Below are 25,692 nucleotides of genomic sequence, written 5' to 3' on the forward strand. Positions count from 1 at the left end.
AACGCCCGGTCCCATTCCGAACCCGGAAGCTAAGACCCACAGCGCCGATGGTACTGCACCCGGGAGGGTGTGGGAGAGTAGGTCACCGCCGGACAACCATTAGGTCGAGGCCCCAACCATCACGGTTGGGGCCTCCCACATTTAAACACACAAACCCCAACAGGCCCCCGAGGCCGGACGGCCTAAGCAGCCCCGCACCGCCCGCGGCAGCACCGCCGTCGAACACCACCCGCGCTCACTCACGGCCCCCAACCGACAAACGCGCGCTCAGTTGCGGCCGCCAAACAGCCAACGCCGGCGCACTCATGGCCCCTAATCGACGGACCCGCGCTCAGTTGTGGCCGCCGAACAGCCAACGCCGGCTCACTCATGGCCCCCAATCGGCGAACCCGCGCTCACTAACGGCCCCCAACGCCGGCTCACTCATAGCCGCACCGCCATCAACTCCCACGAGGAATTGAGCGGGCGTCGACTGGGAAGCGGCATCAACTGAGCGCGCGTCTCAGGAAGGGCCACAGGAGGTTAGGGGCGGTGTCCCTGTGAGGGGCTGCGGGAAGTGCGCCTTGGCCGCCCCCGGCAGCATAGAGGGCTCCAAATCCCCAAGAATCGGGTGATTAACCTCAAAAAGTCGCGGAAACACGCGGAATTTGCGGACCTGAAGGGCCCAAGCTGGTAAGTTTTCGAACAGTGGCTTGTGCGCATGCCGCGTGCAGGCTCCAGAATCATGACCGTCCAGGAGGACATAAATGGCTAAGAACCGTAGTGAACTTGTTGCAGAGGTAGCGGGCAAGGCCGGCACCAGCCAGGCAGCCGTCAACTCCGTCCTCGACGCACTGTTCGAGGTTTTCGAGACTTCTGTCGCCGCGGGCGAGAAGATCACCATCCCGGGCTGGCTCGCCGTCGAGCGCACCGACCGCGCAGCACGCACCGGCCGCAACCCCCAGACGGGCGAGACCATCCAGATCGCCGCCGGCCACAGCGTCAAGCTGACCGCCGGCTCCAAGCTGAAGGCTGCTGTCTCCAGCAAGAAGTAAGCTTCTTCCTCCCGGCATCAAAACCCGGCTGGACAAGGGGCGGCAACCACGTGGTTGCCGCCCCTTTTGCTTTTAAGGCCGATTCGCGGCCCGGGCAGTGGTGACGGACAATGGATAGGTGCCTTCTGCCGCAAACCCCCCATCCACAACAACCCCGCCAGTTCCCGGTAAGGGAGCACCGGGGCAGGGCAGCGGTGCGCTCGGCGTCTCCACGGGATGGCAGCTGGCCGGCCTGGGGGCGCTCCTCCTGGCCCTTGTGGCAGCTCTCCTTTTTTCCGGCGCGGCGGCCGCCCGTGAGGTCTCGGATCCCGGTGCCCTGGTGCGCTGGGGCCTGCCCGTCACCAAGGCCATCCACAACGTCTCAGTGGCCACGGTCATCGGTGGCCTCATCTTCGCCGTTGGCATCCTCCCCAGGAGCCTGACCCGGCGCAACCGGGGCCAGGAGAGCGGCGCCGAGGATGCAGAACATCCAGCCTTCACCCGAGCCCTGGCCATCGCCGCTGCCGCGGGTGCAGCGTGGACGCTGTCCGCCATCGCCGTCCTGGTGCTCACCTACGCTGACGTGGCAGGACAGGCCGTCTCCGGCGACGCCGAGTTCACGCAGGCCCTGGTCTACTTCATGACGGACATCGAGACGGGCCGGGCCTGGCTCGCCGTCACCATCATCGCCGCCGTGGTGACAACAGCCCTGTTCGGCGTCAGATCCCAGGGCGGGCTGGCACTGACCCTGGTCCTGGCCCTCATCGGACTGGTCCCGACGGCCCTGATCGGACACTCCTCCAGTTCATCGGACCACGAGGGTGCCATCAACTCCCTCGGCCTGCACTTGGTAGGGGTCAGCACCTGGATGGGTGGCATCATCATGCTGGCGCTGCTGTCCGGAATCCTCACCGGCCCCAAGGCCGGTGCTTCCACGGACACCACAGAAGTCACACTCCGCAGGTTTTCCTCCCTGGCGGGGTTCGCCTTCGTGCTGGTCTTCGCCTCTGGCATCATCAACGCGAGCATCCGCATCACCAACTGGGGTGACCTCGTTGGTTCCCCGTACGGCCAGCTGATCCTAGCCAAGTCCGCCGCCACCGTGGTGCTGGGCGGGATCGGGTTTATGCACCGGCAGTGGGTCATCCCGCAGCTGGGTGCCAAAGGTTCCACCATGTCCTCGCGCCGGGTCCTATGGCAGCTGGTCCTGGCCGAGTTACTGGTGATGGGCGCAACGTCCGGCATCGCCGTGGCCCTGGGCCGCTCCGCACCGCCGCAGCCCACCACCTTTGCCCCCGACGCTTCACCGGCGTTCATCCTCAGCGGCTACGAGCTTCCCCCCGAACTGACGCCCGTGCGCTGGCTGACAGAGTGGCGGCTGGACTGGCTGTGGATCGCCGTGGCCCTGTTCGGGCTGGTGTCCTACTTCCTCGGTGTCGCTAAAATCTACCGCCGCGGTGACAAGTGGCAGTGGTTCCGCTCCGTGAACTGGGTGATTGGCCTTCTGGTGCTCACCTACATCACGTCCGGGCCGCCGTCGGTCTATGGCCGCGTCCTGTTCTCTGCGCACATGGTGGACCACATGGCGCTGACCATGGTGGCTCCCATCTTCCTGGTCCTCGGCGCGCCCGTGACCCTGGCGCTAAGGGCACTGCCTCCGCGCGGGGACGGTTCACGCGGGCCGCGCGAGTGGCTGCTGGTGTTTGTCCACTCCAGGTTCTCGCAGGTAGTCACGCACCCGATCTTCGCCGCCGCCAACTTCGCCGGCTCGATCGTGCTGTTCTATTACTCGGACCTGTTCGGGTACGCCATGCGCGAGCACGTGGGGCACGAGCTGATGATCCTGCACTTCCTGCTCACCGGATACATCTTCATCCTGAGCATGATCGGCACGGACCCGCTGCCCCGCCGTGCGCCGTACCCCATGCGGCTGCTGCTGCTCCTGGCCACCATGGGCTTCCACGCCTTCTTCGGCGTGGCCATCATGGGCGGGACCAACCTCCTGGCCGCGGACTACTTCGGCAACCTGGGTCGGGCCTGGGGCCAGTCCGCGCTGCTGGACCAGCAGACCGGCGGCGCTGTGGCCTGGGGCATCGGCGAGGTACCCACGCTCCTGGTGGCCATCGGCGTGGCCATTATGTGGTCGCGCTCGGACCAGCGGGAGACCAAACGCGTGGACCGGGCGGCGGACAGGAATAACGACGCCGATCTCACCGCTTACAACGATATGTTTGCCAAATTGGCCGAACGCGACGCCAGGCTGGCCGAACGAAACAAGACGGAAGGACGCTGATGAGCGAAACCGTACGCACCCACCTCCGGGTCCGAGCCTCCGAACTGGTGGGCCGTAACTGGTTGAACACCGGCGGCAAATCTTTGGACCTCGAAGCCCTCCGCGGCAAAATCGTGCTGTTGGACTTCTGGACCTTCTGCTGCATCAACTGCCTGCACGTCCTGGACGAACTGCGGCCCCTCGAGGAGCAGTACTCCGACGTCCTGGTCACCGTGGGCGTCCACTCGCCCAAGTTCGAACACGAGGCGGACCCGGTGGCGCTGGCTGCCGCCGTGGAGCGCTACGAGATCCACCATCCCGTCCTGGATGACCCGGAGTTGGAGACGTGGAAGGCCTACACCGCCCGCGCCTGGCCCACTCTCGTGGTCATCGACCCCGAGGGCTACATCGTGGCGCACCTGTCCGGCGAAGGCCACGCGGACGGGCTCGCGGTACTGATCCCCGAGCTCATCGCGGAGCACGAGGCCAAGGGCACGCTGCACCGCGGCTCCGGCCCGTACGTGGCGCCGGAGCCCACCGCCGGCACCCTGCGCTTCCCCGGCAAGGCGCTGTTCCTTCCCGCCGGCCGCGGTTCAGTATCCGAGGGAACGTCCGACGACGGCAGCGCGGCAGGTGCCGCGCCATCCAACGGTGCCGCAAAGGGATCGTGGCTGGTCACCGATACCGGCCATCACCGCCTGGTGGAACTGGACACCGACTTCCAAACCGTCCTGGGAACCTACGGCGCCGGCACCAAAGGGCACGTTGACGGCCCCGCCGCCGGCGACGACGCCACCGCCCGCTTCAACGAGCCGCAGGGGCTGGTCCTCCTGCCGGAAGACGTGGCTGCCAAGGCGGGGTACGACGTCGTGATTGCGGACTCCGTCAACCACCGGCTCCGGGGCCTTTCACTCACGGACGGCAAGGCCTCCACGGTGACCGGCAACGGGGTGCAGCGGCTGCTGGAAACCGGGCCGGCGCGGGTTGACGAGGACGCTGCAGGATTCACCGGGCGCCTCAGTGAACACCCGCTGGAGGTCTCGCTCAGTTCACCATGGGACCTCGTCTGGTCCAGGAAGCTCAACGCCGTGGTGATCGCCATGGCCGGCACACACCAGATCTTCAGCTTCGACCCGCTGACCGGTGCGGTGGCGATCGTTGCAGGCAACGGCCTCGAGGGGCTGCTGGACGGTCCCGCGCACGAGGCCTGGTTCGCGCAGCCCTCCGGCCTGGCCGAGGACGCCGAGGGCAACATCTGGGTGGCAGATTCCGAGACGTCCGCGCTGCGCAAGCTGGTAGTTGGCGACGACGGGGCCATCACCGTGGAGTCCGCGGTAGGCAAGGGCCTGTTCGACTTTGGCTTCCGGGACGGCCCCGCCGCCGAAGCCCGGCTCCAGCACCCACTGGGCGTGACCGTCCTGCCCGATGGTTCCGTGGCCATCGCGGACACCTACAACGGTGCTGTCCGGCGCTATGACCCCTCCAGCGGTACGGTCTCCACCCTTGCCCGCGGGCTGCTTGAGCCGTCCGACGTGATTGTGGACCACACGCAGTCGGCCGGCTCGGAGCCGCTGCTGGTGGTGGTGGAAGCGAACCAGCACCAGCTCGTGTACGTGCCGATCCCCAAGGAAGCACAGCAGGTGGACGAGGGTGCGTCGCAGACCCACCGGCCCAAGAGCCCGTTTGCGCCCGGCCCGCTGGAGCTGACGGTCCGGTTCACGGCCCCCACCGGGCAGAAGCTGGATGACCGCTGGGGCGATCCCACCCAGCTGAAGATCTCCTCCACACCGCCCGAGCTGCTGGTGTCCGGCGGCGGCACCTCAGTGGGACTGCTCCGTACCCTCGAGCTGTCCTCGGACGTGCCCGAGGGTATCCTGCACATCACGGCCCGCGCGGCAGCGTGCGACGGCCCGGAAACCGAGGACGGCGAGATCCCGGACCACGCGGCCTGCCACCTCTACCAGCAGGACTGGGGCATCCCGGTGCTGCTTCAGGCCGACGGCGATACCGAGCTGGTGCTGGACCTGCGCGGCATGGACTGACCCGCCGTACTTTGTGTGACCAAAGTGGCCCGGTTTTCCAGCCTGACCGGCGGGAACCGGGCCACTTTTCTTGCTGCCAGCCTCAAAAAGCGGGCCAGCGTGGGCGCCATCTTGTCCACATAGCGCCGCTCTGGGCTGCCGCCAGGCTGGCAGGGCAGACATCGTGGCCTGATGGACCTAATGGAGATCCTCACATCAGCTGGGGGAGTATTGCTGCGGCGCGATGTCCTGGCCGCAGGTGCCACGGATACTGAACTTCGCCGGGCGGTCCGCAGCGGCCAGATCCTACGACTGGAGCGAGGACTCCTGGCCGTGGCGGACGCAGATCCGGAACTGGTGGCTGCAGGACGAGCCCACGGTCTGGTTACGTGTGCTTCCGCCGCCCGGGCTTATGGCCTCTGGCAGCTCAGCCCCCCTGTCAGGCCCCACTACTGGCAAAGCAACGGCCGGAGCGCGATCCGATGTGTCAGCCACCGTACTGACCTGACGCAGCCACCCCGGCATCGCACTCTCGTAGCCCTCCCCGATGTCCTGCTTCATGCCTTGTTGTGCCTGCCGGAACTCGAGTCTCTGGTGATGGTGGAGTGCGCCTACAACCGCGGAGACATCGAACTGTCGTATCTGCTCCGCCACCTTGACGGCCGCCGCTGCGGGAAGGCGCGGAACGTGGTGTCCAAAGTTGACCGTGGTGCAGACTCCCTCCTCGAAACCTTGGCCCGAGTTCTGTTTCGGGATGCCGGCATCCTGACGAAGACACAGGTGTGGATCGACGGCATCGGCCGCGTGGACTTCCTGTTGGAGGGTTTCCTCATAGTGGAGATTGACGGGCTTGCCTTCCACCTTGAGGCACGCCAGTTCAAGAAGGACCGGCGCAGGGACAACTCGGCGACGTTGCAGGGCCTGCCCGTTCTCAGGTTCTTCTACGATGACGTGGTTCACGCGCCCGAATCCGTCCTGGTCCAGGTCCGGGAGGTGCTGGCCAGGGGTTCCTCGCGGTGGCCGCAGCCAAACCGGCCCGGTTATTCGCGCAATTGGCAAGAAAATGGCTGGTAATCCTGCCGGCAGACCGCAATAACCGGGCCAGTGTGGCGCGAAAAGCCTAGAAGCTCAGGAGCGGCGTGACCTTGATGGCGTCCCCGGAGACGTCCAGCCGCGTGGTGAAGCTGAAGTCCACCTCTTCGTCCAGGGGGTACCAGGCGCCGGTGAACAGGTTCTGCTGGAGGGCCTCCACCTTGGCCTTGCCGTCCAGCGGCGCCACCACCCACCGCCCGTCGAACGGTTCGATGGACACGTTGGGGTACTCCGTCACAGACCACTTGATGGTGCCGTCCTGCACCCGGTTGTTGCTGGCGTAGTAGAACGGGCAGTCCGGCTGGAGCTTCTGCTCCTTGACCGCCTGGGCAGCGCAGCCGTCCAGGAATTCCTTGACCTTCGCCGTCACATCCTTCTTCAGGTTGTCCGTGGCCTGGGTCAGCAGGTTGAGCGGGGCCACGGGTGCGTCGCGGCCGGTGACAGTGGCGCGGGTGGCAGGAGCTGAGAAGTACTCACCATTGACGGTGGCCTCGTACTCGCCTGGATAGAAGACCGCGAAAGAGTTCCGGCCATTGGGCATATTGACGTCCACACCGTTGACCGTTGCCTCGGGGGAATTGACCACCGACACGTCAACAGTCGGCAGCCGGGACGGCACAAACGCCCAGGTGTTGAAGAAGATCCACTCGGTTCCGGTCTTCTGCAGCAGGAACTCGGTGCGGAGGCGGCTGCCGTCAATGGTGTACTCCATGGGCACCATCACCTGGCCGCCCGGCCGTTCCTCGGCCTCGCCAATGTTGACGTTAGCGAGCCGGGACACGGCCGTTTGCAGGGCAGTGCCGTCCAACATGGCGGCGTTGCTGGGCGGCACCGTAGCCCTCAAGAGTCCCAGCGCCTTGCCGCCATCCCCGCCCTGCAGCGCGTCCAGATACTCGCGCACCGGCTGCTGCGGACTGGCCACGGTATTGTTCACCACATTCACCGCAACCACGGCAGCGGCCACGGCAAGCATGAGGCCCAGCAGCCATCCGGCCGCTATCCTCACCAACGCTTGACTCATCTGCACTTTCAATACGTTACCTGCCAAGCGCACGACGACGGCAGTTGAGTCAGCTGCGCGCGGTACCTCTCAGCGGCGCCGGCGCCGGGACGATGTGCCGAAAACGCCCCGCAGCAGCTCGCGTCCCAGCTGCGTTCCGATGGACCTGGCCATGCTCTTCAGCCCGCCTCCGAGTGCTCCGCCGAGGACACCGCCAAGGTCGCCCATCATCCCGCCGCCTGCGTCCTGGGGCGGTGACGGCGGCCGTGGGGCGCGCGGTGCCTCGTTTCGGGTGCGGGGTGCACTGGTCCTGGTGGAAGGTGCCGGCCTGCTGCTGGGACGGCCGAGGATCTCCTCCTCAATGCGCCGGGCCTCGGCATCAACGTCCAGACTGCCGCCCGCACCGGAATCAGGAACACCGCCACCGGGAGCGCCCGAACCGGGAACCGGCGGCTGTCCGGGAGCGGCAGGCCCGGTGGGAGCCGCGGCCTTTCCGCTGAGCTTCTCGTAGGCAGAGGGGTTGTCCACGGAGGTACCGTATTTGCCCAGCAGGGCCGAACCCGCCACCGTGCTCCGGACCAGGTCCTCCGCGCTGGGCCCCATCAGGGATTCGGGGGCGCGCAGCCTGGTGAGGGCCACAGGGGTGGGAGCGCCCTTCTCGTTCATGACCGTAATAACGGCTTCACCAATGCCTGCAGAGGTGAGCGTCTCTTCGAGGTCGTAGTCGCTGACCGGGAACGTGGAGACCGTCGCCTTGAGTGCTTTGGCGTCCTCCGGGGTGAAGGCACGCAGGGCGTGCTGCACCCGGTTGGCCAGCTGGCCGAGGACATCAGCGGGAACGTCCTTGGGCGTCTGGGTGACAAAGAAGATCCCCACCCCCTTGGACCGGATGAGCCGGACAGTGGTGGTGATCGCCTCGAGGAACGCCTTGGACGCGCCGTTGAACAGCAGGTGGGCTTCATCGAGGAAGAACACCAGCTTGGGTTTGTCCAGGTCGCCCGCCTCGGGCAGGTCCTCAAACAAGTCGGCGAGCAGCCACATCAGGAAGGTGGAGAACAACATGGGTTTGGTCTGCAGGGTGGGCAGCTCCAGGCACGTGACCACGCCGCGGCCGTCCGGGGCGGTGCGCAGCAGCTCGGCGGTATCAAACTCCGGTTCGCCGAAGAATTTTTCCAGCCCCTGGGCCTCGAGGTTCACCAGTTCACGCAGGATCACACCTGCGGTGGCCTTCGACAGGCCGCCGAGCTCTTCCAGCTGGTCCTTGCCCTCGTCAGAGGTGAGGAACTGGATGACTGCCCGGAGGTCCTTCAGGTCGATCAGTTCCAGGCCGTTTTTGTCCGCAAAGTAGAACACCAGCTGCAGGCTTGATTCCTGGGTGTCGTTGAGCTCCATGATGCGCGAGAGCAGAATCGGCCCGAAGGAGGACACGGTTGCCCGGACCGGAATGCCATTGCCGTCCCCGCCCAGCGCCAGGAACTCCACCGGGTAGGTCCTGCCCAGCCACGCCTGCCCGATGCTTTCCGTGCGGGCGTTGAGTTTGTCGCTGCCGACGGCGGCCGTCGCCAGCCCGGACAGGTCGCCTTTGATGTCCGCGAGGAAGACCGGAACACCCGCCATGGACAACTGTTCGGCCATCATGTGCAGTGTGACGGTCTTGCCGGTGCCGGTTGCGCCCGCCACCAGGCCGTGCCGGTTCATCATGGACAGCGGCAGGCGGACCTGCGCTTCCTTGTGGAGTTCGCCGTCCACGATGGCGGCGCCCAGTTCGATGGCGGCCCCTTCCAGCGTGTAGCCCTTCTGGATGGTGGCGAGCTTCTCTGCTGTGCTTTTGTTGGCCATGCGGTTTAGCTTAGCTGCGGCTCCACGGAACGTGTGGGCGGGACCACAGTCAGTTCTGCGGGTGTCCGGAAAGTTCCTTTGTGAAGGCGAGGAACTTGATGGTCTCCGGGTCGGCGTCCAGGTCGAACTGCGGCTGGTAGCCGGTGGCCAGATACAGGTACTTGGCTTCAGGCTGGCGCGGTCCGGTGGTGAGGTAGAGCCGGCTGTACCCCCGGCGGGCCGCCAAAGCTTCCAGCTCGGCCAAGACCACCCGGGCCAGGCCGCGGCGGCGGTGGGCGGAGTGGGTCCAGATCCGCTTCAGCTCGGCGGTGGCGTCGTCGTACCGGCGGAAGGCCCCGCCGGCGATGGATTCGCCGTTCTCCTGGATCACCAGCAATGCCCCGTCCGGCCCCGCGAACTCTTCGGCGGGGTACCGGTTCAGTTCCTCTGCTGCTCCCTCCCGGCCGAACAGGTCGCCATAGCGCGTGTCGTATTCGACGGCGAGTTCGTCCAGCAGCGGCCGGACCCGGGGATCATGCATGGGGAGGCTAAGGACTGTCAGCGCGGCCGGGTCCACCGGCCGGGGCGACGCATCCAGGGGGCTGGCGCCGAGCGGCGGCCGGACAGCTTCAAAGGGCTGGTGCGCGGTATCCAGGGGCTGGCGCCTGAGATCAGGTTCTGCGGTCACGGTTCAATTCTTTCCGACGGCGGCTGGTTCTGTGGACAGTGTGGCGGAGGATTCTGTGGCGGACGATTCTGTGGCGGAGGATTCTGCGGCGACGTCGCGGGCAACGGCAAGGATGCTGCGGGCCAGGGCATCATTCTCCCGGAACGGTGCGGCGTTGGTGCCGGGCCGGGCAAAGGCCCCCGCACCCCAGCCTGACGTGCCCGGACCGACGCCGAACAGTCCGGGCTGCGGCACTCCTTCGGAGTTCACGAGCTGGTGCCCGGCCGAGATCAGCAGCTTGCCGGTGGAATGGATCCCGTCCGCCGTCAGCAGCTGCTGCTCGGCGCCCAGGCCCGTCTTGTGCAGGGACTCCAGCAGCGGATTACGGGACCGCGTCACGGTGGGTGAGGGCAGGCGGGCTTCGATCAGGGCCTTCGCTGCCACCGAGGTCCCGGAGTGGGGCGAGCCCGCATGGAACAGGCCCGTTGACTCGTCCGCGGCCACCTCGAGGTCGGGGCCGAGGAAGTGCAGCAGCCCGGCATGATGCAGTGCCAGCATCTGGCGGAGCCTGTGCGGTGGCGGGCCGGAGTCCACGAAGCTGAAGAATCCGTGCCACCAGCCGTGGACGGTCTGCTGGGACCTGGCGTTGAGGCGCTCCGGCGGGACCACCCGGCCCACCTCCATGTAGACGTGGAGCAGGGCCAGGAACAGGGCCAGGGTCTCGGGGTGGTCCGGGCTGTCCCGGAGGGCAAGATCGTGCTCGATGTACCCCACCACCGCATCCTGCACCTCCTGATGGTTGGCGAATTGGCGGCCGCTGAATGGCCGGTCGAGCCGCTCAAGGTCAAGGTGACGGGCAGCGTCGGGAACGGCAGCGGCCACGAGTTCCTCCCGGGCGGGGCTGTACCACTCGAGCTCCGAGTACCGGGCGGCGAATTCGTCCCAGCCCATGGCGGCCCGTGCGGGACTGCCGGTCAGCAGCTCGCGGTAGTAGCCGTATCCGGCCTCCTTGGCGATCAGCGGCCACAGGTCCCGGTGGAAATCCAGTTCCCCGTGCCGCGCCAGCAGGGCATCGACGGCGGCCGCTGTGAAAAACCGCAGCGGCCCCGGCGCCTCGCCCCGCAGCGTTGCCGAAATCTTCGAGTGGTACGGCACTCCACGGCGCGACCCGGCCCACAGCCTTGGTTCCCGGCCTGAGGGAAGGTAGCGAAGCCCGCCGTCGTCCGTTTCAACGAACCGCCCTCCGCGTCCCTCCATCAGGAGGACCAGGAGGTCGACGAAGGCCAGGCCCATGCCGGCAACAATGACGTCCTGGCCAGGAGCGACGGGGGAGTAGTCGACGTCGGTGGTGTAGCTGGGTGCCGCGTGGTACCCGCCGTGCCGCGCGGCGAAGCCGGCCCAGGCGGCAGAGGCGGCGTCCGGGCGGGAGTCAGTATGCCCGAGGGCAGTGACCACGACGTCGGCCCGCAGGGTCCGGCCGTTGGCCAGCTCCACGAGGTAGCCGGCGGAGCTGCGGAGGGCATGTGCGGGGCTGCCGGCTGCGGGTGTAACTGCCACGGCCGTGGTCCGGTGGACCGTGACGTTGCTGCCCAGCGACCGGGCTGCCCGCCGGAAGAACCACTCCAGGTACTGGCTTTGCAGCTGGCGGGTGGGGAAGGTGGCGCCGGTGAGGGAGCGGAGCTGTTCGCGCAGGCTGCGTGGGAAGTCCGGAACGTCCGTGATGGACCCGTCCAGTACGCCGGCTGCCCATTCAGCCAGGTTGGGTCCTTCGCCGGCCGGGCCATCGCAGGCCACGGAGGCATCGGTGAACATGGTGATGTCCGCCGCCATGGAATTGAGCAGGAGGCCCGGGTGCTGGTCGTAGCGCCAGATGCGGCCGGAGCCCGGCACGTGCGGCTCAACAACATGGATTTCCAGTGGTCCGCTGAACAGTTCCGGGCGGTTGGCAGCGAGCCGCTCCAGCACTCCGGCCGTGCGGGGTCCGCCGCCGACGAAGACGACGGCCGGGATGTTCGCTGGCATGAGGGCTCCTGGAGCGGCGGTAGGGGGCGGCTTGGAGTGCCCATGCTAGGCAGCGATTCCGACGGCGGTCGAGCGGCTGGTCATGGCCGTTAACTCCGCGTCATATCCCGTCAACAGACGCAAAAAACCGACTCATGACGCTGTGCGAACTCCAGTGAAGTTATGCAACCTGCCGCCTTGCTGGCCCATTCCGGCCGGTCCTAGATTTGCAGCCAGCAACCGGGTCAAACAGTCCCGGCCCAAATCACAGAAGCGAGGTGGCGCATGAGTTCAGCAGCAACTACCGCGGCGCAGTCAACAACGTCGGCACAGTCGGCTGCCGGCGCGGCGCCGGACGCCGACGCTGGCGGGCACGCGACTTTAGGCGGCGTTACTTTGCAGGCTGCCCCTACAGGAACGGCTACTTCCGGCTCGGGCGGGGTCCCGCCGGAAGACGGAAGCGCCCGTGTAGCCACGGATTACTCGGCCTTCCGCGTGGTGGCCGCAAAGCATCCGTGGCGCTGGGTGGGCACGGCATTTGTGGCCCTGGGCGTCCTGGCCGTCGCCTGGTCCCTTGCCACGAATCCCCGCTGGGAATGGGGTGTTGTGGCGCAGTGGTTCACGGCCCAGTCCGTCATCGCCGGGCTGCTGGAGACCCTGAAGCTGACGGCGATCTCAGGGATCCTCGGCTTTGTGCTGGGGTTCATCCTGGCGCTGATGCGGCTCTCCGCGTCGCCGCTGCTGGTCTCGGTGTCCTGGACGTTCTCCTGGATCTTCCGGTCCACGCCGCTGCTGGTCCAGATGCTCCTTTGGTACAACCTGGGCTACCTGTACGAGAAGATCTCCCTGGGAATCCCGTTCACCGATGTCCGGTTCTTCGAGGTGCAGACCACCACACTGATCAGCCAGTTTGCGGCAGCAGTGCTGGGACTGACCCTGAACCAGGCCGCCTACTCGGCCGAGATCATCCGCGGCGGCATCCTCTCCGTGGACCAGGGCCAGCTGGAGGCCGCGGCCGCGCTGGGCATCCCGGCCTGGCGCCGTTCCACCAGGATCGTGCTGCCGCAGGCCATGCGGGCCATCCTGCCCACGGCGTTCAACGAGATCATCGGCCTGGTCAAGGGCACCTCGATCGTCTACGTCCTGGCCTACTCCGAGCTGTTCTACACCGTGCAGGTCATCTACAACCGCACCCAGCAAGTCCTGCCGCTGCTGCTAGTGGCCACGCTCTGGTACGTGGTGATCACGTCCGTGCTGAGCGTGTTCCAGTACTACATCGAACGGCACTACTCCAAGGGCGCGGTGCGGAACCTGCCGTTGACGCCCTTGCAGAAGGCCCGCAAATTCTTCGCCACCCACGCCGTGGCCAACAACGCAAGGAATGCACGATGAGCACCGCAACCGCAATTGCAGAAGCGCCGGCAAGCACTGCTGCCACCCGCGGCCTGGTGGAAATCACCAAGGTCCACAAATCCTTCGGCGCCACAGAAGTCCTCAAGGGCGTCAGCCTCACCGTGGAGCCGGGCGGCGTGGCCGTCATTGTGGGTCCGTCCGGATCCGGCAAGTCCACCCTGCTGCGCACCATCAACCACCTGGAAAAGGTGGACGGCGGCTACATCTCCATTGACGGGAAACTGGTGGGCTACGAAGTCCGGGGCCAGAAGCTGCACGAGCTGCGGGAGAAGGAGATTCTGAAGCAGCGCACCGAAATCGGCATGGTGTTCCAGAATTTCAACCTGTTCCCGCACCTGACCGCGCTGGAAAACGTGGCCGAAGCCCCCGTCGTCGCACAGGGTCGCTCCAAGGAGGAGGCCCGGCGCCGCGGCCTGGAACTCCTTGACCGGGTGGGCCTCAAGGACCGGGCGGGCGCGTACCCCCGCCAGCTTTCCGGCGGGCAGCAGCAGCGCGTGGCCATCGCCCGCGCGCTCGCCCTTGACCCCAAGATCCTGCTGTTCGACGAGCCCACCTCGGCCCTGGACCCGGAGCTGGTCAACGAGGTGCTGGACGTCATCCGCGAACTCGCAAAATCCGGCACCACCCTGATCATCGTCACCCACGAGATGGGCTTCGCCCGCGATGTGGCGGACACCGTGGTGTTTATGGACCAGGGGCAGATCGTGGAACAGGGCACCCCGGAGCAGATTTTCACCAACCCGCAGGAACCGCGCACCCGGAGCTTCTTCTCCAAAGTGCTCGAGCCGGCTTTCAACATCTAAAGGATTCCTCCATGGCATTTCCCACCGGCCCTTCCCGCCGCCGCCTCCGCGTGCGCTCCCTGGCGCTGCCCGCCGTCGTCCTTCTGTCCGTAGCCGGCCTGGCTGGCTGCGCTGATCCCGGCGCAACGGCTGCCGGTTCCGCCAGCGGCGGAGCGCAGACGACGGCGGCACGCAACGGCGTGGTTTACAACACGTCGCCGGACCAGCAGCGCCTCCGTGCGGAGAAGGATGCGGCGCTCGCCGCCAAGGTCCCCGAGCTGATCGGCAAGGACGGAAAGCTGACCGTTGCCACCACCGCCGGCTCCATCCCGCTGTCCTTCCACGCCACCGATGACAAGACGCCGATCGGCTCAGAGCTGGACATTGCGCAGCTGGTGGCGGACAAGCTGGGCCTGGAGCTGGACGTCCAGGTGACGTCCTGGGAGAACTGGCCGCTGAAGACCCAGTCGGGCGACTTCGAGGCGGTGTTCTCCAACGTGGGCGTGAACAAGGACCGGGTGAAGCTGTTCGACTTCGCCAGCTACCGCGCGGCCTTCATGGGTTTTGAAGCGAAAAAGTCCTCTACCTATGACATCAAGGGCGCCGACGACATCTCCGGGCTGAAGGTGTCTGTGGGATCGGGGACCAACCAGGAGAAGATCCTGCTGGCCTGGAACAAGGAGCTGGAAAGCAAGGGCAAGGCACCGGCCACCCTGCAGTACTACTCCTCCGACGCCGATACCATCCTGGCGCTGTCCTCCGGCCGCACCGACCTGAACATCGCGCCCTACCCGTCCACGGTCTACCGGGAGAACACCCGTGACGACCTGAAAGTGGTGGGCAAGGTCAACGCGGGCTGGCCGTCCGAAACCCTGGTGGCCGCCACCACCCTGCGCGGCAACGGCCTGGCACCAGTCATCACCGAAGCCCTCAACTCCGCAATCGACGACGGCTCCTACGCCAAGGTGCTGGAGCGCTGGGGCCTGTCCGAGGAGGCGCTGCCGGAGTCGAAGACCATCACCGAGGAAAGCTTCGCGGCCGCCCAGGCCACGGCCACCCCGGCTCCTTCAGGAAAGGCATCATGAACGCACGACATACTGAAACCGCCCTCGAATCCTTCGACGCCGACTGGCAGGAATGGCATGCTGCCCACGAACGCCAGCGCGCCCATCCGCACGGCTTCCTGGCGGTGACCCACCTGCACTGGCTGGGCAGTGAGGCCGCCCGGCTGGAAGGTGTCCCCGGCACCTGGAGTGTGGAGGCCGACGTCGTCCGCGTGGTCCTCGAACCGGGCGAAAGCCTGCAGCGGGACGGCAAGGAGCTGAACACCGCCGACGGGGCAGCGCTCGAATTTGGCCCCATTGAGGAGCGCGGCGGGATCAGCTTGGTCGCCGGCGATACCGTCATTGAGGTGGCCAAGCGCGGCGGCGAGTACATTGTGCGGCCGCGGAACCCGGAGCACGGGCTGCTGCGGGAGTACCAGGGCACGCCGGCCTACTCGCCCGATGCTGCCTACGCGGTCCGTGGAACCTACGTGCCGTTCGAGGCGCCGCGTTCCACCACGGTGGGTGCCGCGGTCGAAGGCATCCAGCATGTCTACGAGGCGCCGGGTGAGATCCGCTTCAAGCTGGCCGGCCAGGAGCTGGCGCTGACAGCGTTCAACGGGCACGCGCCGGGCTCGCTGTCGGTGCTGTTCACGGACCAGACGTCCGGCAAGACCACCTACGCGGCCAACCGTTCGCTGTCCGTGGTGCCTGCTGCGGACGGGTCCGTGGTGCTCGACTTCAACCGCGCGGTCAACCTGCCGTGCGCCTACACAGACCTGGCCACGTGCCCGCTGCCGCCTGCGGAAAACCGGCTGCCGGTGGCCGTTGAAGCCGGCGAGAAGATTCCCTACGAACGTCAGGACCAGCAGTGAGCACTTCATCGATCAAGCCGGGGTTTCTTGCTATCGAACTCGATGGCGCCGGGTGGGACGGCGGGGACTTCGCGAGCCTTGGCGAAGCCGTCCTCGCAGCTGAATCGGCCGGGTTCCACGCAGCCACCTTCACCGATGCGCCGGTTCCGGGCCGGGCCAACGCGCTGCAGCGGGCGGCCTTCGCCGGGCCCGTGACCCGCAGCATCGCCCTGGTCCCGGAAGTGGATACCGTCTACACCGAACCGTTCCACGTCTCCACCCAGCTGGCCAGCCTCGACTATGTGTCAGGCGGCCGTGCGGGCTGGATCGCCACCGCAGCGGAATCACCTGAGGCTGCTGCCGCCGTCGGACGCTCTTTTGCTGCCGGGGACGCGCTGGGGCAGGAAGCCGGGGCATCCATTGAGGTGTCCCGCCGGCTGTGGGACTCGTGGGAGGACGACGCCGTGATCCGCGACGTCGCCACGGGCCGGTATATCGACGTGGACAAGCTGCATTACGTTGACTTTGAAACTCCGGCCGACTTCGCCGGGCCGGCGTACTCGGTCAAGGGCCCGTCCATCATCCCGAGGCCGCCGCAGGGACAGCTGCCGGTGATTGCCGGGGCCTCGCTGGTGGGCCCGGGGCAGGTTCCGGCCGATGCGGTTGACGCTGTGCTCGTCACCGCGCCGACGCCTGAACTGCTCGCCGCCGAGGTGCGCGATGTGCGGGAACGCCTGGGGGAGTCCGTGGCAGTCATCGCCGAGCTCGACGTCGTCCTGGACTCGCGCGGACAGGCCGCGGCTGAACGCTCGGTCGGGTTGGACGGCGCCCGAGCACGGTACGCCGGCAGCGCTGCAGGCCTTGTGGACTTCCTTGCGGAGCTGCTGAAGGAGGCCGACGGCGTCCGTCTCCATCCGGCGTCGCTCGCGCTGGAACTGGACGAACTTTCCCGGCTGGTGCTGCCGGAGCTTCGGCGCCGGGGCGCCCTTCGGCCGCCTGTGCAGGACGGCACCTTCCGTGACCTGCTGGGCCTGACGCGCCCGGCCAGCCGCTACGCATCCGCCGCCGCTGGTGCCGGAAAATAAGGGGAATAACCATGACACAGCACAACCGTGCTAAGTCCGGGGTCTTCACGCCGTCGGGCAAGATCCAGTTCGGCATCTTCTTCCAGGGCGTGAACTCCGGCACCATCTGGAAGGCCGCCGAATCCGGCTCGCAGACGGATTTTGAGTCGTTCCGCCGCATCGCGCAGACCGCCGAGCGCGGGTTGTTCGCCGCCTTCTTCCTGGGCGAGGGGCTCCGGCTGCGTGAACACCTGGGCCGCCCGCACGCTCTGGATGTGGCGGGCCGGCCGGATGCGCAGACCATGCTCGCCGCCTTGGCATCGGTGACCAAAAACATCGGGCTGGTGGCCACCCAGAACACCACGTACAACGATCCCGCCGACCTGGCGCACCGGCTCGCGTCCCTTGACCTGATCTCCGGCGGCCGGGCGGCATGGAACATCGTGACCACTGACAACGCCTGGACGGGCGCGAACTTCCGCCGCGGGGGATACCTGGACCACGCCGACCGCTACAAGCACGCCGAGGCATTTGTGGAGACGGCCAAGCGGATCTGGGACTCCTGGGAAACCGCTGACGGGCCCGCGCGCCGGGTGCTCCATGAGGGGCAGCACTACACGGTGGACGTGACGCCGCGCCTGCCGCGCAGCGCCCAGTACCGGCCGGTGCTCTTCCAGGCCGGCGACTCCCCGGAGGGCCGCAACTTTGCCGCCCGCCAGGCGGACGTCATCTTCTCAGCCCACCCCAAGTTCGACGACGCCGTGGAGTTCCGCAAGGACCTGGTGGAGCGCTCGCTGGCTGCGGGCCGGGGCGCCAACGCCGTGCAGATCATGCCGGCCAGTGAATTCATCCTCGCGCCCACGGCGGAGGAGGCTTTGGAGAAGAAGCAGTGGGTGCGGAGCCTGCAGATCGGGCCGCAGCAGGCCGTCGCGTACCTGGAGCAGTTCTGGGGCCGCGAACTGTCCGACTACGATCCGGACGGGCCGCTGCCGGAGATCGATCCCGTGGTGGAGGAGACCTCCGAGACGCGCGGCAGCGGCTTCCACGGTGCGAAGGCGCGGCAACTGGCGGACCAGTGGCGGGCCGAGGCCAAGGACAAGGGGCTCTCCATCCGCCAGTTCGTTTCCTCAAAGACAGCCCGCATCGATGCCACCTTCACGGGTTCGTACACGGCAGTTGCGGACCAGTTGGCGGAATACGCCCGGGTGGGTGCGGTAGACGGATTCAACATCTCACCGTGGATCATTCCTACGGGCCTGGACGACATCGTGAACCACCTGGTCCCGGAACTGCAGGAACGCGGCGTCTACCCCACGGAGTACGCCGGGAAGACTCTCCGCGAGAATCTTGGGCTGGAGACGCCGGTGCGTTCGGCCGATGAAGCTGCTGAGGCGGTCCGGGCGTCATGAGCGCGGGCCGCCTCCGCGGGTGGTTGCGGCGCTGGGTTCTTACCTCACGCCGCAACCTTGGAACGTTCGACGACGGCACCGGGGTGGGTGCCGCCGTCGGACCTTCGCGTGGGACTGTCAGGCTGCAGCTGACGGTGGGGGAGCAGCGGCTGTGAGCCTGGGCCTGGATGCTCCTTGAGCCGAGGGGGCTTAGGGATCAGGAGACCTGCAGGCCTCCGTTGATGTCATACGTGGCGGCCGTGATGTAGCCGGAGTCCTGGCCAAGCAGGAAGGCGATCAGGGCGGCGACTTCCTCGCGGGTCCCCACGCGTCCCATCATGATGCCCTCGGACATCTGGGCTTTGCGTTCGTCGGTAAGGGTGCCGCCCATGATGTCGGTGTCAATGGGGCCCGGTGCGATGGCGTTGACGGTCACGCCGAACTCTCCCACTTCGCGGGCGAGGGCGCGGGTGAAGCCGATGATTCCGGCCTTGGAGGCGCTGTATGCCACTTTGGAGTAGGTGCCGCCGCCGCGCTGGGCGGAAATCGATGAGATGCTCACGATGCGTCCGAGCTTGCGCTCGATCATGCCCTTGAGCACGCGCTGGGAGACGATGAACGTGCCCCGCATGTTGATCGCGAAGACTTTGTCCCATTCCTCCACGGTGGTGTCCATAAAAGGGGTCGGGGAGCTGATGCCGGCGAGGTTCGCGAGGGCGACGATGGGCGGGAGCGAATCCTCGATTTCGCTGATCGCGCGGTCCACGGATGCGGCGTCGGAGACATCCGCTCCCACTCCGATTGCCTTGACGGCACGGTTGGAGCCGATCTCTGCTGCTGCGGCCTTGGCGTCCTCGGCGTTGATGTCCAGGATGGCCACGGACCAGCCTTCGCTGGCCATCCGGTCTGCCGCGCCGCGGCCAATACCGCGGGCGGAGGCTGCTCCAGTCAGTACAACGGTGCGTTCGGCGGGAAATGCTGTGGTTGTCATGGTGCGTTCTTTCGTGGTGGTGGGTCAGGAAACTTTGGTGGTGTTCACTGCGGCCGCGGCGGCCACTGCCGGGTCCAGCGCGGCGTCGCCCTCAGGGCGTTTCCGTGCATAGAGGTAGGTGGCCACGGCCGTGACGCAGAGGCAGAAGGACAGGAAGAGGAGGCCGCTTTGGTTGTTCCCGGTGGCGTCCTTGAGCAGCCCGACGGCGTATGGGGCCACAAAACCGCCGAGGTTGCCCAGCGAGTTGACCAGGGCGAGGCCGGATGCTGCCGCTGCACCGGTGAGCGCGGCCGAAGGCATGGAGAGGAACGGGGCGATGGCGCCATAGATGCCCATGGCCGAGGCGGTCAGGGCGATGAGGGCCAGGACCGGATTCACCGGCAGCAGGTACCCGGCGGCGAGGAGTCCGAGGCCGGCCAGCAGCATGCTCACTGCCGTGTGCCAGGCACGTTTGCCAGTCCGGTCGGCCTGCTTGCTCCAGAAGTAGACGAAGACGGCGGCGATGGCGTACGGCACCATGACGATGAAGCCCACCTCCGTGGTGGAGAACTTTCCCAGTGCTGCGACGATGGTGGGCATCCACAGGCCCAGCCCGTAGATGCCGCAGACCAGGCCGAAGTACAGGGCGGAGTACACCAGGGTGCGCTTGTCCTTCAGCCCCGCCAGGAAGTTGTGGCTTCCTGCCTTGGACTTGGCGGCCAGTTCGGCGTCCATGGTGGTGGCGAGCCATTCGCGTTCGTCCGGGTTGAGCCACTTGGCATCCCGCGGACGGTCCGTCATCAGGATCGGGGTGAGCAGGCCGAGAAGGATGGCGGGGATGCCTTCGATGATGTAGAGCCACTGCCAGCCCTGCAGGCCCAGGAGGCCGTCCATCTGGAGGAGCATGCCGGATACCGGTGCGCCCAGGGCGTTGGAGATGGGCTGGGCCAGAATGAAGATTCCCAGGACGGTGACGCGCTGCGCCGCCGGGAACCACAGCGTCAGGTAGAAGAGGATGGCGGGGAAGAATCCGGCTTCGGCGGCACCGAGCAGGAAGCGGATGACGTAATAGGTGGTCTCACCGTTCACCAGGCACATGGCGGAGGCAAAGATTCCCCAGGTGATGAGGATCCGGGCCAGCCATTTCCGGGCGCCGAAGCGGTACATTCCGGCGTTGCTGGGCACTTCGAGCAGGGCGTAGCCGAGGAAGAAGATTCCGGCCCCGAGGCCGAAGGCTGCCGCACTGAGGCCAATATCTTCGCTCATGGTGAGTTTGGCGAAGCCCACATTGTTCCGGTCCAGGTAGGCAACGAAGTAGAGCAGGACAATCAGGGGCATCACACGGCGGCGGACCTTGCGAAGCGTCCGTTCGCCGAGCTCGCCGAGCCCTGCGGAGGGCATCGAAAGTGAAGTCATCATCGACCTTCTGTTTGGTGGAGGCAATGCCCGGGGTGGGCGGCCGATCCAAGGGGGGTGAGGGGAATCCGTCGACGTGCTTAGAGTCTGATGTCTGACATCTGACGGAAGAACATGAAAGAGAGTCTAGGAGAGTGATCTGGGTAACGTCAAGAGGCTATTTGCGCCGGGAAGTCGGGGCGCCTTGCGCTGAAAGTCGGGGCTGGCCGCAGGCGGTCAGGCGTGAGGGTGGTGCACGTACTGTTCGTAGTCCCGGTACGTCTGGTCCATGTGTTCATCCATGGTCCGCCGCGCGAGTTCGACGTCGCCGGTGAGGATACTGTCCAGCACCTTCTGGTGGTACTCGATGGCGTGCACTTGAATCTCGGGGACGGCAGACGTTTCCCGCCGGGTCACGTACAGCAGCTGTCCAAGCTGGGCGAACAGGGCCCGGACAAAGGGGTTGCCTGAGGCTTTGAGGACGGCGTCATGGAACGCTATGTCTGCCAGGACAAATTTCTCCAGATCCCCGGCCTCGTGGAAGCGTTTCATGTCAGCGATGCAGCCGCGCATCATCTCGGCATGCTCTGGCGTATACCGCTTGGCAGCGAGGGCGGCCGCGCCGGTTTCCACCATGCGGCGCACCTCGATGAGCCCCACCGACACCTGGTCTGCGCCGTTTCCGTGCGATGCAGCCTTGAAGATGGCGTCCAGCCCGGTCCAGTTGTCCGTGGGGTTGACGAACGTCCCCCGGCCGGACCTGACGTAGAGGATATTTTGCGCCCGCAGCGCCTTGAGGGCCTCGCGCACCGTGAGCCGGCTGACGTCATAGGCCTTGGCGATGTCCGATTCCGGGGGGATGGCAGCGTGCGGCTGGAGCCTGCCCTCGAGGATCTCATCGAGCAGTCCGTCGACGAGGTCGTCAACGAGTGTCCTGCGGCCCATCGTGGCTCCTGCCGTCGGTTCTGCCCCGGTTCGTGTCCCTTCAACATTACTGTCGGAGGCAGCACTGATGAGGCATACGGGTGTTCCAGGTATTGGCAGGGTCTGGGTTGACACTCAGGTGTCCTACCTCAGGGGCTCTGGATGCTGGGGCGCACATCTGCCCGGGCTGGCCTTGCCGTTTAACTGATTGCCGATTCGCCTGGAAGTGCCTCATCCAAGAGTGTCAGGTTGGTATATAGACCTGCCACGATGGGTGTCCGCTATGCGTGAAGCGGGTTCAATTCTGACGCCGCCGACACCAGAATCTGACGTCAGGTTGGGGTGTACTCCACGTCATCACTTCGGCTCAGCGGCAATGCTTCCGTGAATTCGTTGACTCCTGAGATAAACGTCAGCGCCGACTCCCGACCGGAGGACAGGCGTTCCATGAGGCAGCGGCGATCTGACCCTTATTAGAGGAGGAGAAGACTGTGAAAATTTTGTCCGGCCAGGTCGCCGTGATTACAGGGGGTGCGGGCGGGATCGGTTTTGGTCTGGCAGAGGCCACTGCCGTCAGGGCTGCCCGCCTGTTTATCGCGGACATTCGTGAAGAGGCCCTCGAATCGGTTGTCGATGCTCTTTGGTCATCGGGCGCCGAGGTCATACTCGTCCTCACCCTGGAGCGGGGCGACCTGTTCTGCAATAGCGCGATCCTCATCCCGCTGGGACCTTCGCACGCGTATAGGGGCTGCGGGGAGGGCATCGATGCGGAGCATGGCGGCCGCTTCCGGAGGGATCCTCACAGCTTGGGAGGTGGCGGAGGAATCTAGAGCCGGTATTGGGGAAGGCCTCGTTCATATTGCATGAACTTGCGCCAACGTACTTGGCTGGGTCGGAACCATTGCGTTGCTGCTTTCGTTCGGGCTCCTCACCGTCAAACGCAATTCGGTCAGTCGGGTACCAATATCAGGCACTTAACGCCATGGCCCGGACGTGCCCACAGTCCAATCCACTCGTACGGAGGCGGAATGGGCCGCGCTGTGGACGTCAAGGCGACGTCCACAGCGCGGGCGATCCGATAATGGGCGGCTAATTTCTCTTGCCAGGAGCGGAAGAGCTGCCGTAGTTAGCACGGCAGTTGTAACTTGTGGCGTCGTTGATGTCACCTCGGCCGTTGTACTTGGCCACTTGGGGGTAGGGGCAGAGCGGCTGAGTGCGCACGACCTGGCCGCCGACGATGCTGCTGGCCAAAAGCGATTCCGGGGCTATTCCCTTCTCCACCCAGTTCACCACCGCGCCGAAGGGATCGAAGATGTTGGGACCGGTCCCGCCGCCGCAATGGTCGACTCCCGGGGCCATGAACAACCGTGCGAACTCTTGCACCTTGGTGCGTGAGTGGAACACATCGACGACACGGTCGTAGAAGCCCTCGGTCTGTCCTGCGATGGGCGAATCGGCCTGGCCGGCCCACATTACGATCTTGCCGCCGGCTTCCTGGAAGGGCCGCAGGTCTGGATCATCCGAACCGTCCACATCCGCGAACTTCGCAACCGCTTCGCGGAATACCTGTGCGTACTCCGCGTAGTCGAGAGTGTGCCAGTCAAACGTCGGGTCCTGTTTGATCCAATAGGCGACAAAATCGCTCAGGAGGACGCTGGGTTCCACCGCATACACTTCCAGCGGGGTGCCGGGCGCGATCCCGTTCCAAAGCCGCTCGCCGTCCGGTGCAACGGGACCATTCCAGATCTTCCTCACCGCTACAGCTTCGGCGGCGGTGATCTCGCCGCACCCAAAGTCCTTTCCGACCAGTGTGGCCGGGTCGAAGTCGCAGAGTTTCGGGTCACCGATCACGCCGTCGACCACACCGTCGTATGCGTCGCAATGTGCGATCGCGGCATCGTTGAACGCCTTGAGCTTGCAGGCGCTCATTGGACCACCCAGCTCGTTCTGCTCCACGACGAAGGGCCACAACGATGCGGTGAACAATCGAGCGTACATCATAGCCGGCGCACCGATCATCATCCCGTCATAAGCGTCGGGAAGTCGCTGGGCAAGCACCATCCCTTGACGGCCGCCGTTCGAACATCCATTCCAGTAGCTGTATTCCTCGGCCTTGCCGTAGAAGGCGGCGATCACGTCCTTGGCCTTCAGCGTCATTTCGACCAGCGATCGCGATGCGTAGTCCTCGATTAACTGATGGTTCAGCGTCCCGTCCGGATTCAACGCGAACGTGCCCCGATAGGGGATTCCGACGTGCCCGCCGTCGGTCGCCGTCGTCGCGTACCCCTGCTTCAGAGCATCTGCCATTGAGAAGTACAAGATGTTGCCGGCGTAACCCCAGCCACCGACCGCCTGTAAGCGACCGTTGTAGGTGCTGGTTGGCAGCCACACCTCGATATTGATCGCCTCGCTGACGGTCAACTTGACGCGACAGAATTCCGGCAGGCCCGACTGGCCTTCCGCCTGCCCAGATGTGACCAGATCGGCGCTGATCGCTACCGTCTCGTTCAGGTTGAGCGACTCGAGCGCTTCACATGGGGATGCTGTCGATACCGCTGGAGCCGCCGACCCCAGGTTCTCCGTTGCTGATACGGCCGAAGTCCCGACCATCATGCTTCCCACGGTTGCTGCGATGATGGCTGTCGCCAGCGTTAACCGCAGGGATCTTCTCGGGCGACTCTGGTGGTCGCGTGTCATTCGTTGGCTCACGTTTTAACTCCTTTGTATCAACGTTGCTGGACGTTCCTGGGATGGGGAGCATGAGGGGTAGTCTGCGTGATTTTTCGCCATCCCAATAGCGGCGCGCACGCGGGGTCTGCGTGCCCTGGTCGCAGCGAGAATTCTGCTACCCGAATGCAGGGATCTTCATAGGATCCCTTTGTTGTGCCTGATAACTGACCGTAGTCTACTTCCAGGCCTAACTGATCGGTCAACATGTGAGTCCTCGCACTCGTCGTCGATGATCACCGAGAGGCAACCATCGAGGATCAAACGGATGTCTGACACCCGTGACCTCGCCCTCCTCGCCGGTTACAACGAACTCCTTCGTGAACCAAAGGACCGGGTCCGGGCTGCGCGTACCAAGGCGTTGCGTACCGTCAAAAGAGCCGCCGCCATCCCCGCATTCACTCGTTCGACAATCAACTCGCGCTCATACTCGGCGAGGGTGGCCAGCATGTTCAGCTCAGCCGGCCTGTCGACGTCGCTGGGTTGCATCAGCGAAGATCGTCGGTGAGATGTTTGGCGTAGGTTCCGAGGCCGCGCCTCAGGTCTAGATAGATGTCGCGCACGCTGGCGTCCGCGCCTTTCTCGACTCGGCGCGCCCACTCATCGAATGCGAGACGTGTCGTCGTCGAAATCACCGTAAACAACGCGCGGGCAGTGAGTACGTCGATACCAGGGCCTGCGGCGTCAACCGCGGCAGCTGTTAATTCTTCGATGCGCTCCGCCTCGTTGGCCAGCGTGCGCGCCAGAAGGGTCGGCTCGCTCTGCACCAGACGTCGCACCCGCAGTGTTCGGCGATGCTCCTCGGGACTTGCGTCGAGCTCGTCGAACAGACGCATCCACGCGTCTTCCAGAGCGGCGACGACCGGCGCACCGGCGCGGATCGCGGCGACGGCTCTTTCCATCACGGTGCCTAGGCCCACGTCACAGGCGCAAACTGCCTGCTCCTTCGTGGAGTAGTACCGGAAAAAGGTGCGCTGGGAAATTCCGGCGGTCTCTGCGATGTCGTCGACAGTGGTCTCAGTGACGCCGTTGCGTTCGAACAGCTCTATCGCAGCATTCGACACCTCGCGCAGCGTGTCGCGTCGGCGTCGCTCGCGAAGGCCCATTGGCGCTGCGGTGAGAACGGGGAGCTGATTCATGCTTATAGTGTACCTTGCTGCCAAAGTGGCAGTCTCTGTCATATAATTTATCTCGGCCCGATGATGCGCCTTCACCCGCTGTCGAAACGCCACTCTGGCGCGACCAAAA

Annotated in this window: 21 protein-coding genes, 1 rRNA gene and 1 pseudogene; 13 read left to right on the forward strand and 10 right to left on the reverse strand. The window is 65.7% G+C overall.

Translation table 11 applies throughout. From position 1 onward, the window contains the following. The 5 genes from rrf to BMX78_RS16665 form a co-directional block, all read left to right on the forward strand. A 5S ribosomal RNA gene (rrf, locus tag BMX78_RS16645) occupies positions 1–94 on the forward strand; the annotation flags it as partial. 652 nt (positions 95–746) lie between these two features. Next, the gene (locus BMX78_RS16650) at positions 747–1,034 is read left to right on the forward strand and encodes an HU family DNA-binding protein (RefSeq protein WP_091421683.1); all 288 of its coding nucleotides are present in this window, start codon (positions 747–749) and stop codon (positions 1,032–1,034) included. Between the two features lie 118 nt (positions 1,035–1,152). Next, entirely contained in the window at positions 1,153–3,306 is a 2,154-nt protein-coding gene (locus BMX78_RS16655) for a bifunctional copper resistance protein CopD/cytochrome c oxidase assembly protein (protein WP_091421686.1), read from the forward strand. Beyond that, positions 3,306–5,327: an NHL domain-containing thioredoxin family protein gene (locus BMX78_RS16660; protein ID WP_091421689.1), complete on the forward strand. Its 2,022-nt coding sequence runs from the start codon at positions 3,306–3,308 to the stop codon at positions 5,325–5,327. The genes BMX78_RS16655 and BMX78_RS16660 overlap by 1 nt, the downstream gene beginning before the upstream one ends. 171 nt (positions 5,328–5,498) lie before the next feature. After that, the gene (locus BMX78_RS16665) at positions 5,499–6,380 is read left to right on the forward strand and encodes a type IV toxin-antitoxin system AbiEi family antitoxin domain-containing protein (protein ID WP_091421692.1); all 882 of its coding nucleotides are present in this window, start codon (positions 5,499–5,501) and stop codon (positions 6,378–6,380) included. Positions 6,381–6,426: 46 nt separating this feature from the next. On the opposite strand, the gene BMX78_RS16670 is transcribed toward BMX78_RS16665, so the two are convergent. The 4 genes from BMX78_RS16670 to BMX78_RS16685 all read right to left on the reverse strand — a co-directional run bounded on the left by BMX78_RS16670 (position 6,427) and on the right by BMX78_RS16685 (position 11,905). Beyond that, complete coding sequence (locus tag BMX78_RS16670) at positions 6,427–7,419, reverse strand: hypothetical protein (protein ID WP_170850849.1); 993 nt, start codon at positions 7,417–7,419, stop codon at positions 6,427–6,429. Positions 7,420–7,488: 69 nt separating this feature from the next. Further along, the gene (locus BMX78_RS16675; RefSeq protein ID WP_091421694.1) at positions 7,489–9,237 is read right to left on the reverse strand and encodes a helicase HerA-like domain-containing protein; all 1,749 of its coding nucleotides are present in this window, start codon (positions 9,235–9,237) and stop codon (positions 7,489–7,491) included. Between the two features lie 49 nt (positions 9,238–9,286). Further along, positions 9,287–9,757, reverse strand: a complete 471-nt coding sequence (locus tag BMX78_RS16680) for a GNAT family N-acetyltransferase (RefSeq protein WP_091421894.1) — start codon at positions 9,755–9,757, stop codon at positions 9,287–9,289. Between the two features lie 150 nt (positions 9,758–9,907). Beyond that, positions 9,908–11,905, reverse strand: coding sequence for an FAD/NAD(P)-binding protein (locus BMX78_RS16685; RefSeq protein WP_091421699.1), 1,998 nt, complete (start codon positions 11,903–11,905; stop codon positions 9,908–9,910). Between the two features lie 264 nt (positions 11,906–12,169). On the opposite strand from BMX78_RS16685, the gene BMX78_RS16690 reads away from it, so the two are divergent. The 7 genes from BMX78_RS16690 to BMX78_RS23170 are packed head-to-tail and all read left to right on the forward strand — an operon-like array spanning position 12,170 to position 18,604. After that, entirely contained in the window at positions 12,170–13,276 is a 1,107-nt protein-coding gene (locus BMX78_RS16690; protein WP_091421702.1) for an amino acid ABC transporter permease, read from the forward strand. Further along, positions 13,273–14,100: an amino acid ABC transporter ATP-binding protein gene (locus BMX78_RS16695; protein WP_091421705.1), complete on the forward strand. Its 828-nt coding sequence runs from the start codon at positions 13,273–13,275 to the stop codon at positions 14,098–14,100. Before BMX78_RS16690 ends, BMX78_RS16695 begins: the two co-directional genes overlap by 4 nt. Positions 14,101–14,111: 11 nt before the next feature. Continuing rightward, positions 14,112–15,164: a transporter substrate-binding domain-containing protein gene (locus BMX78_RS16700; protein ID WP_091421708.1), complete on the forward strand. Its 1,053-nt coding sequence runs from the start codon at positions 14,112–14,114 to the stop codon at positions 15,162–15,164. After that, the gene (locus BMX78_RS16705) at positions 15,161–15,997 is read left to right on the forward strand and encodes a DUF1684 domain-containing protein (RefSeq protein ID WP_091421710.1); all 837 of its coding nucleotides are present in this window, start codon (positions 15,161–15,163) and stop codon (positions 15,995–15,997) included. The genes BMX78_RS16700 and BMX78_RS16705 overlap by 4 nt, the downstream gene beginning before the upstream one ends. Beyond that, the gene (locus tag BMX78_RS16710; RefSeq protein ID WP_091421713.1) at positions 15,994–17,061 is read left to right on the forward strand and encodes an LLM class flavin-dependent oxidoreductase; all 1,068 of its coding nucleotides are present in this window, start codon (positions 15,994–15,996) and stop codon (positions 17,059–17,061) included. The genes BMX78_RS16705 and BMX78_RS16710 overlap by 4 nt, the downstream gene beginning before the upstream one ends. A gap of 11 nt (positions 17,062–17,072) precedes the next feature. Further along, on the forward strand, positions 17,073–18,449 hold the full coding sequence (locus tag BMX78_RS16715; RefSeq protein ID WP_091421715.1) for an NtaA/DmoA family FMN-dependent monooxygenase: 1,377 nt from the start codon (positions 17,073–17,075) through the stop codon (positions 18,447–18,449). After that, the gene (locus BMX78_RS23170) at positions 18,446–18,604 is read left to right on the forward strand and encodes a hypothetical protein (RefSeq protein WP_170850850.1); all 159 of its coding nucleotides are present in this window, start codon (positions 18,446–18,448) and stop codon (positions 18,602–18,604) included. The genes BMX78_RS16715 and BMX78_RS23170 overlap by 4 nt, the downstream gene beginning before the upstream one ends. 41 nt (positions 18,605–18,645) lie before the next feature. On the opposite strand, the gene BMX78_RS16720 is transcribed toward BMX78_RS23170, so the two are convergent. The 3 genes from BMX78_RS16720 to BMX78_RS16730 form a co-directional block, all read right to left on the reverse strand. Continuing rightward, the gene (locus BMX78_RS16720) at positions 18,646–19,419 is read right to left on the reverse strand and encodes an SDR family NAD(P)-dependent oxidoreductase (protein WP_091421719.1); all 774 of its coding nucleotides are present in this window, start codon (positions 19,417–19,419) and stop codon (positions 18,646–18,648) included. Between the two features lie 24 nt (positions 19,420–19,443). After that, a complete protein-coding gene (locus BMX78_RS16725; RefSeq protein WP_502686304.1) occupies positions 19,444–20,817 on the reverse strand; it encodes an MFS transporter in 1,374 nt (457 codons plus the stop codon). A 213-nt stretch (positions 20,818–21,030) separates the two neighbouring features. Continuing rightward, positions 21,031–21,738: a FadR/GntR family transcriptional regulator gene (locus tag BMX78_RS16730; RefSeq protein ID WP_091421726.1), complete on the reverse strand. Its 708-nt coding sequence runs from the start codon at positions 21,736–21,738 to the stop codon at positions 21,031–21,033. A gap of 470 nt (positions 21,739–22,208) precedes the next feature. Between BMX78_RS16730 and BMX78_RS16735 the strand changes: the two genes are divergently transcribed. Beyond that, entirely contained in the window at positions 22,209–22,547 is a 339-nt protein-coding gene (locus BMX78_RS16735; protein ID WP_091421728.1) for an SDR family NAD(P)-dependent oxidoreductase, read from the forward strand. Between the two features lie 259 nt (positions 22,548–22,806). Here the strand turns inward: BMX78_RS16735 and BMX78_RS16740 are convergent, their stop codons facing one another. The 3 genes and pseudogenes from BMX78_RS16740 to BMX78_RS23880 form a co-directional block, all read right to left on the reverse strand. Next, the gene (locus BMX78_RS16740; protein WP_139205000.1) at positions 22,807–24,426 is read right to left on the reverse strand and encodes a tannase/feruloyl esterase family alpha/beta hydrolase; all 1,620 of its coding nucleotides are present in this window, start codon (positions 24,424–24,426) and stop codon (positions 22,807–22,809) included. Between the two features lie 396 nt (positions 24,427–24,822). Beyond that, positions 24,823–24,929 (reverse strand): annotated as a pseudogene (locus BMX78_RS23460) (recombinase family protein); the annotation flags it as partial. A 3-nt stretch (positions 24,930–24,932) separates the two neighbouring features. Further along, positions 24,933–25,583 carry a TetR/AcrR family transcriptional regulator gene (locus BMX78_RS23880; RefSeq protein WP_139205002.1) on the reverse strand — a complete coding sequence of 217 codons (651 nt, stop codon included), beginning with the start codon at positions 25,581–25,583 and terminating at the stop codon, positions 24,933–24,935. Between the last annotated feature and the right edge of the window lie 109 nt (positions 25,584–25,692).

Source organism: Arthrobacter sp. OV608, assembly GCA_900110595.1.
Lineage (GTDB): Bacteria > Actinomycetota > Actinomycetes > Actinomycetales > Micrococcaceae > Arthrobacter.

Bases quoted from the DNA above. Each gene is read 5' to 3' on its own strand.
- BMX78_RS16650 (WP_091421683.1), top strand. From the start codon at position 747: ATGGCTAAGAACCGTAGTGAACTTGTTGCAGAGGTAGCGGGCAAGGCC.
- BMX78_RS16660 (WP_091421689.1), top strand. From the start codon at position 3,306: ATGAGCGAAACCGTACGCACCCACCTCCGGGTCCGAGCCTCCGAACTG.
- BMX78_RS16665 (WP_091421692.1), top strand. From the start codon at position 5,499: ATGGACCTAATGGAGATCCTCACATCAGCTGGGGGAGTATTGCTGCGG.
- BMX78_RS16670 (WP_170850849.1), bottom strand. From the start codon at position 7,419: ATGAGTCAAGCGTTGGTGAGGATAGCGGCCGGATGGCTGCTGGGCCTC.
- BMX78_RS16675 (WP_091421694.1), bottom strand. From the start codon at position 9,237: ATGGCCAACAAAAGCACAGCAGAGAAGCTCGCCACCATCCAGAAGGGC.
- BMX78_RS16680 (WP_091421894.1), bottom strand. From the start codon at position 9,757: ATGCATGATCCCCGGGTCCGGCCGCTGCTGGACGAACTCGCCGTCGAA.
- BMX78_RS16685 (WP_091421699.1), bottom strand. From the start codon at position 11,905: ATGCCAGCGAACATCCCGGCCGTCGTCTTCGTCGGCGGCGGACCCCGC.
- BMX78_RS16690 (WP_091421702.1), top strand. From the start codon at position 12,170: ATGAGTTCAGCAGCAACTACCGCGGCGCAGTCAACAACGTCGGCACAG.
- BMX78_RS16695 (WP_091421705.1), top strand. From the start codon at position 13,273: ATGAGCACCGCAACCGCAATTGCAGAAGCGCCGGCAAGCACTGCTGCC.
- BMX78_RS16700 (WP_091421708.1), top strand. From the start codon at position 14,112: ATGGCATTTCCCACCGGCCCTTCCCGCCGCCGCCTCCGCGTGCGCTCC.
- BMX78_RS16705 (WP_091421710.1), top strand. From the start codon at position 15,161: ATGAACGCACGACATACTGAAACCGCCCTCGAATCCTTCGACGCCGAC.
- BMX78_RS16715 (WP_091421715.1), top strand. From the start codon at position 17,073: ATGACACAGCACAACCGTGCTAAGTCCGGGGTCTTCACGCCGTCGGGC.
- BMX78_RS23170 (WP_170850850.1), top strand. From the start codon at position 18,446: ATGAGCGCGGGCCGCCTCCGCGGGTGGTTGCGGCGCTGGGTTCTTACC.
- BMX78_RS16720 (WP_091421719.1), bottom strand. From the start codon at position 19,419: ATGACAACCACAGCATTTCCCGCCGAACGCACCGTTGTACTGACTGGA.
- BMX78_RS16725 (WP_502686304.1), bottom strand. From the start codon at position 20,817: ATGATGACTTCACTTTCGATGCCCTCCGCAGGGCTCGGCGAGCTCGGC.
- BMX78_RS16730 (WP_091421726.1), bottom strand. From the start codon at position 21,738: ATGGGCCGCAGGACACTCGTTGACGACCTCGTCGACGGACTGCTCGAT.
- BMX78_RS23880 (WP_139205002.1), bottom strand. From the start codon at position 25,583: ATGAATCAGCTCCCCGTTCTCACCGCAGCGCCAATGGGCCTTCGCGAG.